The organism is Amaricoccus solimangrovi (assembly GCF_006385685.1).
Lineage (GTDB): Bacteria > Pseudomonadota > Alphaproteobacteria > Rhodobacterales > Rhodobacteraceae > Amaricoccus > Amaricoccus solimangrovi.
Window position 1 is genome coordinate 410,853 of the sequence record NZ_VFRP01000002.1, and the last position, 14,533, is coordinate 425,385.

General features: G+C 67.0%; 12 protein-coding genes and 1 pseudogene. 7 read left to right on the plus strand and 6 right to left on the minus strand.

The features are described from left to right. Positions 1-169 precede the first annotated feature (169 nt). The 3 genes from FJM51_RS04470 to FJM51_RS04480 all read right to left on the minus strand — a co-directional run bounded on the left by FJM51_RS04470 (position 170) and on the right by FJM51_RS04480 (position 3,995). Positions 170-1,693 carry a VOC family protein gene (locus FJM51_RS04470; protein WP_140452900.1) on the minus strand — a complete coding sequence of 508 codons (1,524 nt, stop codon included), beginning with the start codon at positions 1,691-1,693 and terminating at the stop codon, positions 170-172. 322 nt (positions 1,694-2,015) lie between these two features. Then, positions 2,016-3,242 (minus strand): FAD-dependent oxidoreductase, encoded by a 1,227-nt coding sequence (locus tag FJM51_RS04475; RefSeq protein ID WP_140452901.1) that lies wholly within the window; start codon positions 3,240-3,242, stop codon positions 2,016-2,018. Between the two features lie 315 nt (positions 3,243-3,557). Continuing rightward, positions 3,558-3,995 carry a recombinase family protein gene (locus FJM51_RS04480; RefSeq protein ID WP_140452902.1) on the minus strand — a complete coding sequence of 146 codons (438 nt, stop codon included), beginning with the start codon at positions 3,993-3,995 and terminating at the stop codon, positions 3,558-3,560. Between the two features lie 243 nt (positions 3,996-4,238). Here FJM51_RS04480 and FJM51_RS04485 point away from each other — a divergent pair, with 243 nt between their 5' ends. The 3 genes from FJM51_RS04485 to groL all read left to right on the plus strand — a co-directional run bounded on the left by FJM51_RS04485 (position 4,239) and on the right by groL (position 6,605). After that, complete coding sequence (locus tag FJM51_RS04485) at positions 4,239-4,562, plus strand: hypothetical protein (protein WP_140452903.1); 324 nt, start codon at positions 4,239-4,241, stop codon at positions 4,560-4,562. A 154-nt stretch (positions 4,563-4,716) separates the two neighbouring features. Continuing rightward, complete coding sequence (locus FJM51_RS04490) at positions 4,717-4,929, plus strand: hypothetical protein (protein WP_140452904.1); 213 nt, start codon at positions 4,717-4,719, stop codon at positions 4,927-4,929. Between the two features lie 53 nt (positions 4,930-4,982). Further along, positions 4,983-6,605: a chaperonin GroEL gene (gene groL, locus FJM51_RS04495; protein ID WP_140452905.1), complete on the plus strand. Its 1,623-nt coding sequence runs from the start codon at positions 4,983-4,985 to the stop codon at positions 6,603-6,605. A 113-nt stretch (positions 6,606-6,718) separates the two neighbouring features. On the opposite strand, the gene FJM51_RS04500 is transcribed toward groL, so the two are convergent. Together FJM51_RS04500 and FJM51_RS04505 are read right to left on the minus strand one after the other, a co-directional pair. Continuing rightward, positions 6,719-7,300, minus strand: a complete 582-nt coding sequence (locus FJM51_RS04500; RefSeq protein ID WP_140452906.1) for a beta-class carbonic anhydrase — start codon at positions 7,298-7,300, stop codon at positions 6,719-6,721. Positions 7,301-7,678: 378 nt separating this feature from the next. Then, the gene (locus FJM51_RS04505) at positions 7,679-8,656 is read right to left on the minus strand and encodes a hypothetical protein (protein ID WP_140452907.1); all 978 of its coding nucleotides are present in this window, start codon (positions 8,654-8,656) and stop codon (positions 7,679-7,681) included. Between the two features lie 449 nt (positions 8,657-9,105). Here FJM51_RS04505 and FJM51_RS24305 point away from each other — a divergent pair, with 449 nt between their 5' ends. The 4 genes and pseudogenes from FJM51_RS24305 (at position 9,106) to FJM51_RS04520 (ending at position 14,026) form a co-directional block, all read left to right on the plus strand. Further along, the gene (locus FJM51_RS24305; protein WP_233712971.1) at positions 9,106-9,438 is read left to right on the plus strand and encodes a type I restriction-modification system subunit M N-terminal domain-containing protein; all 333 of its coding nucleotides are present in this window, start codon (positions 9,106-9,108) and stop codon (positions 9,436-9,438) included. Positions 9,439-9,467: 29 nt separating this feature from the next. Beyond that, on the plus strand, positions 9,468-10,595 hold the full coding sequence (locus FJM51_RS04510) for an N-6 DNA methylase (RefSeq protein ID WP_233712973.1): 1,128 nt from the start codon (positions 9,468-9,470) through the stop codon (positions 10,593-10,595). After that, positions 10,588-12,117, plus strand: coding sequence for a restriction endonuclease subunit S (locus FJM51_RS04515; protein ID WP_181164443.1), 1,530 nt, complete (start codon positions 10,588-10,590; stop codon positions 12,115-12,117). The genes FJM51_RS04510 and FJM51_RS04515 overlap by 8 nt, the downstream gene beginning before the upstream one ends. After that, positions 12,117-14,026, plus strand: a pseudogene (locus FJM51_RS04520) (type I restriction endonuclease subunit R). Before FJM51_RS04515 ends, FJM51_RS04520 begins: the two are co-directional and overlap by 1 nt. A 38-nt stretch (positions 14,027-14,064) precedes the next feature. Here FJM51_RS04520 and FJM51_RS04530 read toward each other — a convergent pair. Beyond that, positions 14,065-14,533 (minus strand): DDE-type integrase/transposase/recombinase (locus FJM51_RS04530; protein ID WP_140452911.1); only part of this gene is annotated, 469 nt, incomplete at its 5' end.

Here is a 14,533-nt window from a genome sequence, read left to right on the forward strand (position 1 = left end):
AACTCGCGGACGAAGTGGACGTCGGCGACATCCTCAATTAGCTGAATGTAGCCCTCCATTCCCTGAATCTCGAGGCTGCTGAGCCTGAGTTCGTTGTACGAGTTATGGGTCTTTCCGACATCTAATGCCACGCCGCGAGATCCGGCGCGGATCGATCGGGAAATGCTAGCTAGCCCGTGGCCAGCCAGGCCTTGGCGATCGCGCCATCCTCGGACACCAGTTCATGGCCAGCCGAAATGATGCTCGCATCGACGCTTGCCCCGCCCGCCTTCAGGGAGGCCTCCAACGCGGGACCCATCTCGGCGAACGGGTCACGCGCGCCGCTCAGCATCAGCACTCGCGTTCCGGTCAGGTCCGGCGTGGGCGGCGACTCCAGCACCTCGGTCGCGCGCAAGAGAATGGCACGGCGCACCGTGGCGGGTCGCAGCCGGAGCACCGCGGCCAGAAAATTGGCGCCGTTGGAATAGCCCAGGAAGGTCAGCCGATCGGCGACGAGTCCGTAACCCCGGATCGCGCCCTCCACGAACGCGGCGAAGGCCTCGGCCTCGGCGCGGATGTCGGCCTGATCATAGGTGACGGCATCGAAGCGGCGAAACCAGCGATTGACGCCTTCCTCGGTCGCGCGGCCTCGAACTCCCAGAAGCGTCGCGCGCGGGCTGACGCGCGAGGCCGGGGGCATCAGATCCGCCTCGTTCCCGCCGGTGCCATGCAACAGCACGATCACCGAACCGTCGGGATCGTCGGGCGTGTGAAAGCGGTGGATGAAGGGCAGCTCGCGCATCGGCATACGTTCCTCGCCAGGCATGGCGAACTGCGGCAGCATCACGCGCAGATCCCTGGCGCGGGCCGCGTCACGTGACGGGATCATCAGGGAATTGCCCAGACGGTCCGGGGTTTCGTCAACCGCGAAGCCGGGAGTGTCGGTGGCATATTCGAACAGGGTGCCCGCGGGTTCGCGGACATAGAGCGAGGTGAAGTACTTTCGGTCATGGACCCGGATCGCGCCATCGTGATCGCGCAACGCGAGCCGCATCCGGCGCACGGCATCCACATCCGGTGCGCGAAAGGCGACGTGGTCGAAGGTTCCAACGCCCTGCCCGCCGTCCACGAATCCCGCGGAGTGGCGGATGTCGATCACGTCGGTGTCCGAAGCCATGCGGAGGAAGGGCCCCTGACGCAGCGCCACGGCGTAGCCGAAGCGAGCTGCGAAGCCGGCGGTGACTTCGGCATCACGGGTCAGGATGGTGACCGACCGGATGCGACGCGGCGTCTCCGCGCCCGGCAGGGCCGCGGCGGCGGGCAGGTCGATCCCGACCAGCTTGACGATGAGCCCGTCGGGATCGCGCAGGCGCAACACCGTCTCGCCCATTTCGCGCGCGGGGCCGGTGATGGGCACGCCCGCCGCGATCGCCCGTTGCAGCCAGGCGCCGATGGTTTCGCGCGCAACGGCGAAAGCGATCTCCGAGACCTGCCCAAGACCGATCCGTCCCCGCGCGCCCGCCTGCCAGACGAGAAAGCTGACGATCGAGCCGGGACTGCCGAGAGCATCACCGTAGAACAGGTGCAGCTGCTCGGCATCCTCGTAGCCTCCGGTCTGCTTGACCAGCCGGAGCCCCAGGAAGCCCGCGTAGAAATCGACGTTGCGCTGAACGTCGCCGGTGATTCCCGTGACATGGTGGATTCCCGTCGTCATGAGGCGGCTTCCTCGCCCAGCACCTACAATGCGGCCGGACCACCGTCATTCGAAGCGGTATCGGCCGCCGACGCCAGTGGAGTCTCCCAGGCCGAACCGCGCCCCGAACGAGTAGCGGCGGCATGCCCAACTCGTAGCCGAGGACGAAGGCCAGCACCACCGGCAACACGATGAGGCGCTGGCCGTGCGATGGTCACGAAGGTCCAGCCGCCGAGCCCAGCGGCGGTGCCCCGCCAGCAGGTGAGGACACCGCTGCGCTGGTCCGAGACCGGGTCCGTCGCCGCGAAGGTTGGTCGTCAGCGGCGAGCCAACGACTGAAGCCTCAGGACGCAGACGCGGCCACCGGAGACCTGACGTGCTCAGCGCGCACGCCGATCCCGAGCAAGCGCGCGGTGAGCCCTTGCAGCCACGGTGTCGCGCTCACGAGGCGAAGCGCGAGCGGAGGCTCGAAGGGGCCGGCGCTGGCTTCGAGGGCCGGTGTGAGGATGGTGTTCTGGATCACGACCTGCATCCGCTGCGTCGTGCGGGTCGGGAACTCCCGGCGGCGGCGCACTTCGTCGAGCACGGCCCCGGGCGGGCAACCATCCGCGAGCCTGGCCGCGAGGAGGTTGGCGGTGGCGACGGCGTCCTGGACCGCGAGGTTGACGCCGACTCCGCCCACTGGCGACATCGCGTGGGCGGCGTCCCCGATGCAGAGCAGGCCGGGGCGAGACCAACGCCTCAGCCGATTGATGGTCACGGTCAGGAGCTTTACGTCGTCCCAGGTCGCGACCTCGGCGATGCCCCCGGCGAGGAGAGGCACCATGCGGATGACGGCGGCGCGGAAGGCGTCGAGACCGCGTGCCTTGACCGCCTCGAATGCACCCTTGGCGATGACGTAGGCGCACTGCCAGTAGTCGCCGCGATCGAAGGTGACCATCATCTCACCGCCGTCGATGCGCGCGAAGAGCGAATCGGTCGCGGCGCCTTTGCCGGCGCGGAACCACAGCACGTCGATCGGCGCGCCGATGTCCTCGACTTCGAGGCCGGAGCGGTCGCGCAGGACCGAGTGACGGCCATCGCACGCGACAGTCAGATCGGCGCTTATCTCGATCGGCCCCTCGGGCGTCTCCGCCCTGACGCCCCGGACCGTGTCCCCGGCGAGCAGGAGATCGGTAGCCGCGGTCCGCATCATGAGGGTGAGGCTCGGGAAACCGCTTCCCTTTTCGCGCAGGAAGTTGAGGAAGTCCCACTGCGGCATCAACGCGATGAAAGGATGCGGCGCGCTGAGCCGAGAGAGATCGGCGATGCGAAACCGCTGCGTGCCGATTTCGCCTTCCATCCGCCGGAGTTCCTGATGCGGCAGCTTCAGGAAGTCATGGACCAGTCCGAGCTCGTCCAGCACGGTCAAGGTGGAGGGATGCACGGTATCGCCGCGAAAATCGCGGAAGAAGTCCGCGTGCTTCTCCAGCACCAGCGTGTCGATGCCGGCGCGGCCGAGCAGGTATCCCAACATCATCCCCGCCGGGCCACCGCCAACGACGCAGCATCGCACCGCGATCCGCCGCATCGGATCTCCCTCCCCTCCTTGCACCGATCACGCGAGGCTACGCCGCCGCGGTCGTCCGGTCCATCGCCGCTTGAATTCCACTGATCGCCCGCTTCGCGGCAAGAAGGCCGGCCGGGCTAACCAGGCGGAGCGAACCGGCATCTGGTCGTCAGGTGAAATCGGCCACGATACGCCTCGAGCGAAGGAGCATCATCCGGCCAGCATCCGCCAGAGTCTCCGGAAGACGGCGACGCAGGAGGCGCGGCCCTCGGAGCCATGCCATGCCGTCCTCGTGTCCGGTGCGTGGTTTTGTGCCACCGCGCGCCTGCTGATCGATCAGGCTTCCGCTACCGAGCCGCCAGCGCTTGGTGAGCCGCTGCTGTCCCTTCGCGCCGGGGCGAGCGACCGCGTCGAGCCGGTCGTGGCGATCCGCGCGACATCGTAGATGAAGAGCCGTTCCCAGACGCCGACCTCGGTGAACCGCGCAAGCAGGTTCGCGCTTCGCTGGGCGGCACAGCCCTCGATCGCCTGGCGCTGCGCCTCGAGCCCGAGGCCGCTCGCACCCTGCCGCGTCGTCGAGACCCGCTCGTAGCCGATGAGCCGATCACCGCGGACGCTCCGCAAGCGGGGAAGACGGAAGCTGGTGGTGACACCGGACGGCCCGGACTGGGCACCGAGGCCGCGCGTCGATACGAGGCCCTTTCTCGTGCCATCGACGTCGACGCCGCGTTTCGTGGCATCCTCCGGCCGCGGCCGGTCGGGGGTCGTAAGCATGGCCGCGGGCGCCATCGCCCCAGGTCCGGGGGGCCGCGGCCCCGCGATCAGCGCGGCGGATGGCAGCTCCGACCACGCGGCGTAGCGACGAAGCGCGCCTGCGCGGAGGACGGCGATGCCCAGCGGATCCAAGGCGATCAGGGCGGCGACGTTCCGCACAACCGCGAGCAGACATGATAAGGTTGACCAAGCTGCTGCGACCGACGCGGGAGCCCCACCACGATTAATAAAGGAGGAGTCGAGATGAGACCCGTCGTACTGCTTGTAGGACGCCTGCCGGCGGTGGTGGAAAACGTGGCGCGCGAGCTCGAAGACCTGCCCATTCAGTGGCTTGGGGCTCATGATCGCAATGAAGTGATAGCCCAGCTCGAGAACGAGCCCGGCATCGCGACCGTGGTGATCGGCGCTGGTCTCGATGACCGGGTACGGGGTGACCTGATCGGCGTGATCGCGGGGCTTTGCCCGGATCTCTGCATCCATGTGAAGGATCGCGCTTCGGGTCCTGACGGGATGGCACCCTTCGCGCGGCGCGTCGTGCGCATGGAGCTCCTCGGCGAACCGGCCTAGGACGCTGGCAGCATCCACGGCCGCGCTCCTTCGCTCGTGTCGCTGTCATCTCGCGCCACAGATGTTGGAGGCGATCCTCGCTGGGCGGCAGCCCGCGCGGGGCTTCAGCTGGATGATCTGCTGGCCGGGCACCCACTGAAGTAGGACAAACACGTTGGAGCCTGTTTGGTTTTGGTCTGACGTCAAGGTGAAGACGTCGGCGCGGGTAATGCGCGGCGCATTGGGTACGCCAACGATCCGCAACCTCTCTGGCAGCGCCAGCCAAGGCGCCGCGCGTCCTCTGTCCGCCATCCTCTCGATCGAGATTGGTGCATTTTTCGCGCGGGACGCGGCCCTTGTGCGCACGTTCGGCCAGGATCATGATTGAGAGACAGTGGGTCGAGATACCGACCCGCGTCCGATTTCGCAGGGAGCGATGCCATGGGCGCCAAGCAGCTCAAGTTCAACACCGATGCGCGTGACGGCATGTTGAAGGGCGTGAACATCCTCGCCGACGCGGTGCGGGTCACCCTTGGCCCCAAGGGTCGCAACGTTATCATTGCCCAGTCGTTCGGAGCGCCGCGGATCACCAAGGACGGGGTCACGGTCGCCAAAAACATCGAACTCGAGGACAAGTTCGAAAACATGGGCGCGCAGATGGTCCGGGACGTGGCCAGCCGCACCAGCGATGTAGCCGGCGACGGCACCACCACCGCCACCGTGCTCGCCCAGGCGATCGTCCGCGAGGGCATGAAGTCGGTCGCGGCGGGTATGAACCCGATGGACCTGAAGCGCGGCATCGACCAGGCGGTCGCCATCGTCGTCGAGGACATCAGGTCCCAGGCCCGAACGGTTTCAGGCTCGGAGGAGATCGGCCAGGTCGGCGCGATCGCCGCCAATGGGGAGGCCGAAATCGGCAAGCAGATCGCGGACGCGATGCGGAAGGTGGGCAACGAAGGTGTGATCACCGTCGAGGAGAACAAGGGCTTCGTGACCGAGACCGAGGTGGTCGATGGCATGCAGTTCGACCGCGGCTATCTCAGCCCCTACTTCATCACCAACACCGACAAGATGATCGCCGAGCTCGAGGACGCGGTAATTCTGATCCACGAGAAGAAGCTTTCGTCGCTGCAGCCGATGGTGCCGCTGCTGGAGTTGGTGATCCAGTCGGGCAAGCCACTCCTGATCATCGCCGAGGACATCGAGGGTGAAGCCTTGGCGACCCTCGTGGTCAACAAGCTGCGTGGAGGGCTCAAGATCGCGGCCGTGAAGGCGCCCGGCTTCGGGGACCGCCGCAAGGCGATGCTGCAGGACATTGCGATCCTCACCGGCGGCCAGGTGATCTCCGAGGAACTCGGCATGAAGCTCGAGAATGTTGGGCTCGACCTGCTCGGCAAGGCCCGCAGGATCTCGATCACCAAGGACGAGACCACGCTCGTCGACGGCGCGGGCGAAAAATCCGATATCGACGGTCGAACCGCCCAGATCCGCCAACAGATCGAGGAGACCACCTCGGACTACGACAAGGAGAAGCTGCGGGAGCGGCTGGCAAAGCTCGCGGGCGGCGTCGCGGTGATCCGCGTCGGCGGTGCGTCCGAGACCGAGGTGAAGGAGCGCAAGGATCGCGTCGACGACGCGCTGCACGCCACCCGCGCCGCGGTGCAGGAGGGCGTGGTGGTCGGCGGCGGCGTGGCGTTGGTGCGCGGCTCAAAGAAGCTCCGGGGCTTGGAAGGGGCTAACCCTGATCAGACCGCGGGCATCGCGATCGTCCGCAAGGCGCTGCAGGCGCCGCTGCGGCAGATCGCCACGAACGCGGGCGTGGACGGCTCGGTCGTCGTCGGCAAGATCATCGACTCCGAGGACGCGAGCCTCGGCTTCAACGCCCAGACCGAAGAGTATGGCGACATGTTCAAGTTCGGCGTTATCGACCCCGCGAAGGTCGTTCGCACCGCGCTGCAGGACGCCGGCTCGGTCGCCGGTCTCCTGATCACCACCGAGGCGATGATTGCTGACAAGCCGCAACCGAAGGCCGCGGACGGCGGCGTCATGGATGACATGATGTGATCAGGGCTCAATCCTGACGCGATAGAAAGTTGACAGTATGGATCCTGCGCTCGCACGCAGGCTGGAAGACCTCGCCGCGGGGATCAACCCTCCCCCCACCGAGCCGAGGCGCCTCAGCGCAGCGGCTGGCCCGCCTGACTGGCCGCCACGATCTCGTTCAGCCGGCCGGTCTTCACGTCATAGACGTAGCCGTAGATCGGTACGACCGGGTCGACGAGCGGATGCCGGCGGATCCGCGTAACATCCTCGATGACCGCGCGCTGCTGATCCGCGATGGTGTGCCACTTGATGTATCGCCCTTCGGCGGAGCCGCCGGGGCTCGAGGCATTTTCGAAACCTCGCGGCGTCAGCTCGGCGGTCTCGAGCGACCCTGCAAGCAGGTCACCCATCGTCGCATCGTCGAAATAGAGCATGCCGCAGTCGGTGTGCTGCACGACGAACCACTCGCGGGTTCCGAGCAACTTGTGGCTGATCACCAGGCTGCGGATCGCATCGTCCGTGGCCCTGCCACCGGCGTTGCGCACCACGTGCGCGTCTCCCTCGGCGAGCCCGGCGTATTTCGCCGGGTCGAGGCGCGCGTCCATGCAGGTCAGGATCAGGAAGCCTCGCGCAGGCGGCAGCGTCAGACTGGCCTTTTCGCCGAAATCCGCCGCGTACGCGGCGTTGGCGGCTTCGACTTCGCTCTTGATGCTCATGATCTTCCTCCCCCGGCCCCTCGAGCCGGGCGGTAGTTTCCGCTTGTCCGGCGCCTGGATCAAGCACGCCGCCGACCATGAGCCTGCGCGGCGCTGGTAGTAACGCCGGATGGAGCCGCGTGGGCGCTTCGGTCGCGGAAGATGCTGTACGGGGGGCACATGCGATTCCGGAGAATCTGGCAAGCGCGAAGGGTGTCGCGCCGCCCTGCCCCGGCGGCATACCACGGCTGGCTCCGCTGGCGGCGGGTATCGGCGAAGCGGTCCTCAACCCCAGCAAATGGCCGAGCCGCGGCTCCATGCTGTCCGTCATGGCTCTCCAGGGGCACCACGGAAGGTTATTGCACGCCCCCGATCCGCAACATTACCCCCCCGGCACGGTCAGAGATGGTTCTTGATGAACTGCAGGATCTTCTCGATCTCGCGTTCGACCGCCGCCTCGACCGGCTCGAAGGGGGAGCCGTTGTAGTACCGGGCAGACGTGCCAGGTCCGTCGGGGCTGCCGTGATCGGCGTCGATCGACTTTCGCCAGACTTCGGCGTGACGAGCCCACTCCTGCCGGTTGACCAGAGCCGGCTCGGTGAACCAGACGTTCCAGGTGAGGATATTTCCGGGTAAAAGCAGGTTCCCGGAGTAGAGGTTGAAGAGGTCCATGACCAAGGTGTTGAAAGTATCGGCGACCGAATCCCCGGTTTTCCTGATCGGGCCGATCTCGACGCCAAGGTTCCCCACGGACCAGGCTTCGGACTGGTGGCGCGCAAATTCGGGAATACGAAAATCGGTCGTTTCACCCTTGCGAAGGGGAAAGATCGGCTGATCCGGCGCGCCGGGCTTGAACGTACTGACCTGTATCGCATGGGCCTTGTCATGCGGGAACGGGTGATCGCTGGCCACGAACTCGTTCCAGAGCCATCGGACAAGACTGTTCTGCCTGGCGCTGGGGCTGAACCAGATCTGACCGGTGACGGTCATGTCGGCCGCGAGGGTCTTGCAAGGCTCGTCGACCCAGCCGCGCTGGCCGGTCACCGTGACTTCGACGTTGAGGCAGCCTAACGCGGCGGTGCAGACTCCCTGTTGCGGGCAAATGATCGAATAGACGCGACCTTCGTCGTCATAGCCGATCCGCGAGATGTCGGGCGCGAACATCTGATAGCAGCGCGATTGCTCCTGGCCAGGGTCGGTCAGCCACGAGAACTCCGGCCAGAGAACCGCCTGCTGTCGTTGCAACCTGCGGATGTTCGCCATGTTCGGGAGCATCGGTAGCGAGGATAGATCCGGATCGGGATATGCGAACGCGGGGTTCGACTCGGCGAAGCCACCCTTCCAGCCAGCCGGAACTGGATCGGTACTCTGGCCCATTGCTGATGTCCTTTCCGAATTCTAAATCGAAAGGAAGCGGATAGGCGCGCGCTGAGGCAGTATCAGTCAGTCTAGCAAGGAACACCAGAAAAAACGAGGCACGGCCCGGGGGGTTCTGGCGCCCAGATCCGGCGTCGGCATTCCGGACGTCGCGTGGGTTTCTCTGGCAATAGCAGCCCGGGTTCGCCGTGTCATGCGTATCGCTCCACGCGCCGCGCGGCGTGGTCGTATCGACAGATCGCGCGCAGCCGATACTTGTTCGGCCACACCGACATGTGCATGCTCCCCCGACGCCGAGCCACGTGCGAGGTTGCCCGAGCAAGAGCCGGCGAGGTCGTCAAGCACCCCGAGCTTGGCTATGCGGCGGTGCTCAAAGACGAAATCCGAAGGCCTGGAGGCGCGATCCCGTCGGGAATATCGAGAAAACCCTGTTCGAGGCCGCCGACAAGATGCGCGGCGCGATGGACGCGGGGGAGTACAAGCACGTCGCCCTCGGGCTCCTGTTCCTGCGCTATGTCTCGGCCGCCTTCGAACTGAGGCACGCCGAACTGGCAAGCGAGGATTACGCCGACCCCGAAGACCCCGTGGAATACCTCGCCGAGAACATCTTCTGGGTCCCCGAGGCCGCGCGCTGGTCCCGCCTGACCGCCATCGCGAAGTCCCCGGAGATCGGCGTCGAGATCGACAACGCGATGCGCGCGATCGAGGAGGCGAACCCGACGCTCAAGGACGCGCTCCCGAAGGTCTTCGGCCGCGAGAGCCTCGACCGGGGCATCATCTAGGGCTCATCACCCTCTTCTCGAACATGCCGATGGAGGGCACCCGGGCCGATTTCGACCTGATCGGGCGGATCTACGAATACTGCATCGGCCAGTTCGCGGCGGCCGAGGGCAAGCGCGGCGGCGAGTTCTACACCGCGAAGTCGGTGGTCGAGACGCTGGTCGAGATGATCGAGCCCACCAAGGGCCGCGTCTACGACCCCTGCTGCGGCACCGGCGGCTTCTTCGTCCAGTCCGAGCGCTTCATCGCGCATCATCAGGGCCGGTCCGAGGACCTCTCGATCTACGGCCAGGAGCGCAACCACACCACCTACCGCCTCGCGCGGATGAACCTCGCGATCCGTGGCATCTTCGCCGACCTGCGCTGGAACCAGGAGGGCACGCTGAAGCGCGACGCCTTCGCGGACGAGCGCTTCGACTTCATCCTCGCGAACCCGCCGTTCAACATCTCGGACTGGGAAGGCGAGGCACTGCGCGAGGACGCGCGCTGGCGCTTCGGCGCGCCGCCGGTGGGCAATGCCAATTTCGCCTGGCTGAGCCATGTCTATCACCACCTCGCGCCGGCGGGGGTCGCGGGCGTGGTGCTCGCCAACGGCTCGATGTCCTCGATGCAATCGGGCGAGGGCGAGATCCGCCGGGCGATGGTCGAGCAGGAGGCGGTGGACGCGGTGGTGGCGCTGCCCGGGCAGCTCTTCTTCAGCACGGCGATCCCGGTCTGCCTCTGGATCCTCGCGCGGGACCGGTCGAACGGCGTCGCGCGGGACCAGCGGCTGCGCGACCGGCGGGGTGAGGTGCTGTTCATCGACGCGCGCAAGATGGGCGCGCTGATCCCAGGCAGCCGCAAGCAGAAGGCGCTCAGCCCCGAGGAGACCGCCCGGATCGCCCGCGCCTATCACGCCTGGCGCGGTGAGGCCGACGCGGGCGCCTATGAGGACGTGCCGGGCTTTGCCAAGGCGGCCACCCGCGAGGAGATCGCCGCCCACAACTTCGTGCTGACCCCGGGCCGCTACGTCGGCGCGGGCGCGGCCGAGGATGACGACGAGCCCTTCGAGGAGAAGTTCGCGCGGCTCCGTGACGAGCTGCTGGCGCAGTTCGCCGAGGGGCGCGGGCTGGAGCTGGAGATCGAGGCGCGGTTGGGTGAGGTCCAGAGCCTTGGCTGAATGGATATTGCAGAGCGTCCGCCAACTTCAGAATAGCGGTATCCTTTTCGTCGAAGATGGAAACCACGGTGAGTATAGGCCGCGCTCCAACGCGTTCGTGACCGACGGCGTGCCCTTCGTCCGCCCTCCCGACCTGGTGGAAGGCCGAGTCGATCTCTCGGCATGTGACAAGATCAATGATGTTGCGTTCGCGCGAGTTCGTAAGGGGATCGGACGTGGTGGTGACGTGCTCTTCACGCATCGCGCGACGGTCGGTCGCCTTGCGATGATGCCGATCGAGGCGCCAGCTTTCGTGTGCAATCCTGGAGTAACTGTTTGGAGGGCCCTGAAGCCGGAGGTCCTTTCAGGCCGCTTTCTCTACTATTGGATGCACTGTGCCACCTTCATGGACCAAGTATGGGCGGCGGCAGGTGGAGCGGACACCTTTCCCTATATCGGGTTGCAACAGCAGCGGCAGCTGCTCGTCGCGGTGCCGCCTAGCGCCGAGCAGCAGGCCATCGCCCGCATCCTCGGCGCGCTGGACAACAAGATCGAGCTGAACCGGCGAATGAACCGGACGCTGGAGGAGATGGCGCGGGCGCTGTTCCGTTCCTGGTTCGTCGATTTCGACCCCGTCCACGCCAAGGCCGAGGGCCGCGCCCCCGCCCACATGGACCCCGCCACCGCCACCCTCTTCCCCGCCCGCTTTGGCGAGGACGGCCTGCCGGAGGGGTGGCGGTCCTGTCCCGCGTCCAGGCTTGTCGAGTTCAACCCGCGCGAACGGCTCGGCAAGGGTGAGGTCGCGCCCTATTTCGACATGAAGGCGCTGCCCACGTCCGGGCCTCGCACGGATGTCCCCATCCAGCGGGCCTTTACCTCGGGGACCAAGTTCAGGAACGGTGACGTCCTTTTGGCGCGCATCACGCCATGCCTTGAAAACGGCAAGACGGCTTTGGTCGACGCGATGCCCGAGAGCGCGGTAGGTTGGGGGTCGACCGAGTTCATCGTCATGCGCGGGCGGGGGCACGTATCGCCGGGCTTCGTCTACTGCCTCGCGCGCGATGACGGGTTCCGCGAATGCGCCATCCAGAGCATGGTCGGTTCGTCAGGGCGTCAGCGCGTCCAGAATGAGCGGGTGGAGACTTACGGGATGGCCACACCGGACGATCGCGTCTTCGCCGCGTTCGCGGAGGAGACCGGGCCACAGTTCGCGTTGATAGGCGCCAACGGAGCTCAGATCGACACCCTCGCCGCCCTCCGCGACACCCTGCTCCCGAAGCTGATGTCCGGCGAGGTCCGCGAGCGGCTGGACCTGCTGGCGTTCGACAAGGAGGGGCAGCTCGTCGTCATCGAGAACAAGCTCGACGACACCGGCCGCGACGTGGTCTGGCAGGCGCTGAAATACGCCGCCTATGTCTCGACCCCGCCAAGGCAGCGGATCGTCCAGATCTTCCAGAGTTGCCTCGGGCTGGGGGCCTCGCTATCCCCGAAACTCGACCTTCCAGGTCCGAAGCCGAAGCGCGCCGGGATCGAGGCCGGCTGATGAGCTGGACGTCGGAAGCCCATCTCGAAGCCTGGGCGCTCGACGAGTTGCGCGGCCTCGGCTTCGCCACCGCGACCGCCGCCGCCGTCGCCCCGGACGCCGGGCGCGCCGAGGATGCGGAACGCGGCGCCTATCACGACGCGATCCTCTCGAAGCGGCTGACGGCCGCGATCGCCCGGCTGAACCCGGACCTGCCCGAGAGCGCGGTGCGGGACGCCGCGCTGAAGGTGCGGGACGCAACCTTCTCGGCCGATCCGATCGCCGAGAACCGGCGGCTGCACGAGCTGATGGTGGGCGGGGTCCAGGTGCAGACCTGGGTGAATGGCGAGGCGGTCGGGGCGGTGGCGCGGCTGGTGGACTGGGAGGACCGGGACAACGACTGGCTCGCCGTCAACCAGTTCGAGATCGTCGGCAAGACCCCGAGGCAGCCGGACATCCTGTTGTTCCTGAACGGCCTGCCGATCGTCGTGATCGAGCTGAAGGGCGCCGAAGGCAAGGGGCTGCCCGAGGCGTTCAACCAGATCGAGACCTACAAGGATCAGGTCCCCGAGCTGTTCCGGGCGAACCTCATCTCGGTGATCTCGGACGGGATCAGCGCGCGCTACGGCTCGGTCTCGGCGGATTTCGAGCGCTACATGCGCTGGCGGACCGTGGACGGCGAGACGCTGGTGGACGAGGGTTCGGCGCTGGCGCTCGAGACGCTGATCCACGGGCTGCTCGCGCCCTCGACGCTGCTCGCGATGCTGCGCCGCTTCGTGGTCTTCGAGGACGAGGGACGCGGGCCCGTGAAGAAGATCGCGGGCTACCACCAGTTTCACGCAGTCCGGAAGGGGCTGGCCCGGGTGCTGGAGGCGCGCCGCGAGGACGGGCGCGCCGGCGTGATCTGGCACACGCAGGGCTCGGGCAAGTCGCTGCTAATGGCCTATCTCGGCGGAGCGCTGATGCACGAGCCCGCGCTCGGCAACCCGACGCTCGTGGTGCTGACGGACCGCAACGACCTGGACCAGCAGCTCTTCGGCACCTTCGCGCGCTGCGCCGCGCTGTTCGGCGAGGACCCGGCGCAGGCCGAGGACATCGACGGGCTCCGCGCGCTGCTCGGCGGGCGCAAGGTGGGCGGGGTCATCTTCACGACGATCCAGAAGTTCCGGCCGAAGCCCGGCGAGGAGGCCTTCCCCGAGCTGAGCGACCGCTCGAATGTGATCGTCTTCGTGGACGAGGCCCACCGGTCGCAATACGGGTTCGACGCGCGGCTGGACCCGGCGACCGGCGAGATCCGCTACGGCTTCGCGCACCATCTGCGCCGCGCGCTGCCGAACGCGACCTTCGTGGGCTTCACGGGGACCCCGGTGGAGCTGGTCAGCGCCAATACATACAACGGTTCGGCGACCAGATCGACGTCTACGACATCGCCCAGGCGGTGCAGGACGGCGCCACGGTGCCGATCTATTACGAGGCGCGGGTCGCGAAGATCGAGATCAACCCGGAGCTGGAGGGGCTGATCGACACCGAGTTCGACGACGCCACGGGCGGGATCGGCGAGGACGCCCGCGCGGCGACCGCCCGCCGCTGGGCGCGCGCCGAGGCGCTGGTCGGGGCGGACAAGCGGCTCGACACGCTGGTCGCGGACCTGCTGGGGCATTTCGACCGGCGGCTGGAGGCGATGAACGGCAAGGCGATGATCGTCTGCATGAGCCGGAGCATCGCCGCCAAGGTCTACGAGCGCATCGTGGCCGCGCGGCCCGAGTGGCACTCGGATCAGGACGATGCCGGCGCGGTGAAGGTCATCATCACCGGCAATGCGGCCGACGCGAAGGAACTGCAGCCGCACATCCGGTCAAAGGCGCGCCAGGAGCTCCTGCGCAACCGCTACCGCAAGCCCGAGGACCCGCTCAGGCTGGTGATCGTCTGAACCGCGCCGGGCTGCCCGGAGGCGTTTTGGTTTGAGTCCTACGCCGCCACGGCGGGTGCCTCCAGTCCGGCGTAGTAGTTTGCTTCGGCCTCGGCGGGCGGGATGTTCCCGATCGGCTCGAGGAGGCGGCGCTCGTTGAACCAGTGGACCCATTCGAGGGTGGCGAACTCCACGGCCTCGAAGGATCGCCAGGGCCCTCGGCGGTGGATGACCTCGGTCTTGAAGAGGCCGATCACCGTTTCGGCGAGCGCGTTGTCGTAGCTGTCGCCGACGCCGCCCACGGAGGGCTCGATCCCGGCCTCGGCGAGACGCTCGGTGTAGCGGATGCTGACATATTGCGACCCTCGGTATGAGTGGCAGACGAGCTGGCCGCCCTCGAAGGGGTGGCGCTGGTGCAGCGCCTGATCGAGGGCGTCGAGCACGAATTCCGCCTTGGCGACGCGCGACACGCGCCAGCCGACGATGCGTCGGGCGAAGGCGTCGATGACGAACGCGACGTAGACGAAG

Bases quoted from the DNA above. Each gene is read 5' to 3' on its own strand.
- FJM51_RS24305 (WP_233712971.1), top strand. From the start codon at position 9,106: ATGCGCGGCGCGATGGACGCGGGGGAGTACAAGCACGTCGCCCTCGGG.
- FJM51_RS04475 (WP_140452901.1), bottom strand. From the start codon at position 3,242: ATGCGGCGGATCGCGGTGCGATGCTGCGTCGTTGGCGGTGGCCCGGCG.
- FJM51_RS04510 (WP_233712973.1), top strand. From the start codon at position 9,468: ATGGAGGGCACCCGGGCCGATTTCGACCTGATCGGGCGGATCTACGAA.
- FJM51_RS04500 (WP_140452906.1), bottom strand. From the start codon at position 7,300: ATGAGCATCAAGAGCGAAGTCGAAGCCGCCAACGCCGCGTACGCGGCG.
- FJM51_RS04485 (WP_140452903.1), top strand. From the start codon at position 4,239: ATGAGACCCGTCGTACTGCTTGTAGGACGCCTGCCGGCGGTGGTGGAA.
- groL (WP_140452905.1), top strand. From the start codon at position 4,983: ATGGGCGCCAAGCAGCTCAAGTTCAACACCGATGCGCGTGACGGCATG.
- FJM51_RS04505 (WP_140452907.1), bottom strand. From the start codon at position 8,656: ATGGGCCAGAGTACCGATCCAGTTCCGGCTGGCTGGAAGGGTGGCTTC.
- FJM51_RS04480 (WP_140452902.1), bottom strand. From the start codon at position 3,995: ATGCTTACGACCCCCGACCGGCCGCGGCCGGAGGATGCCACGAAACGC.
- FJM51_RS04470 (WP_140452900.1), bottom strand. From the start codon at position 1,693: ATGACGACGGGAATCCACCATGTCACGGGAATCACCGGCGACGTTCAG.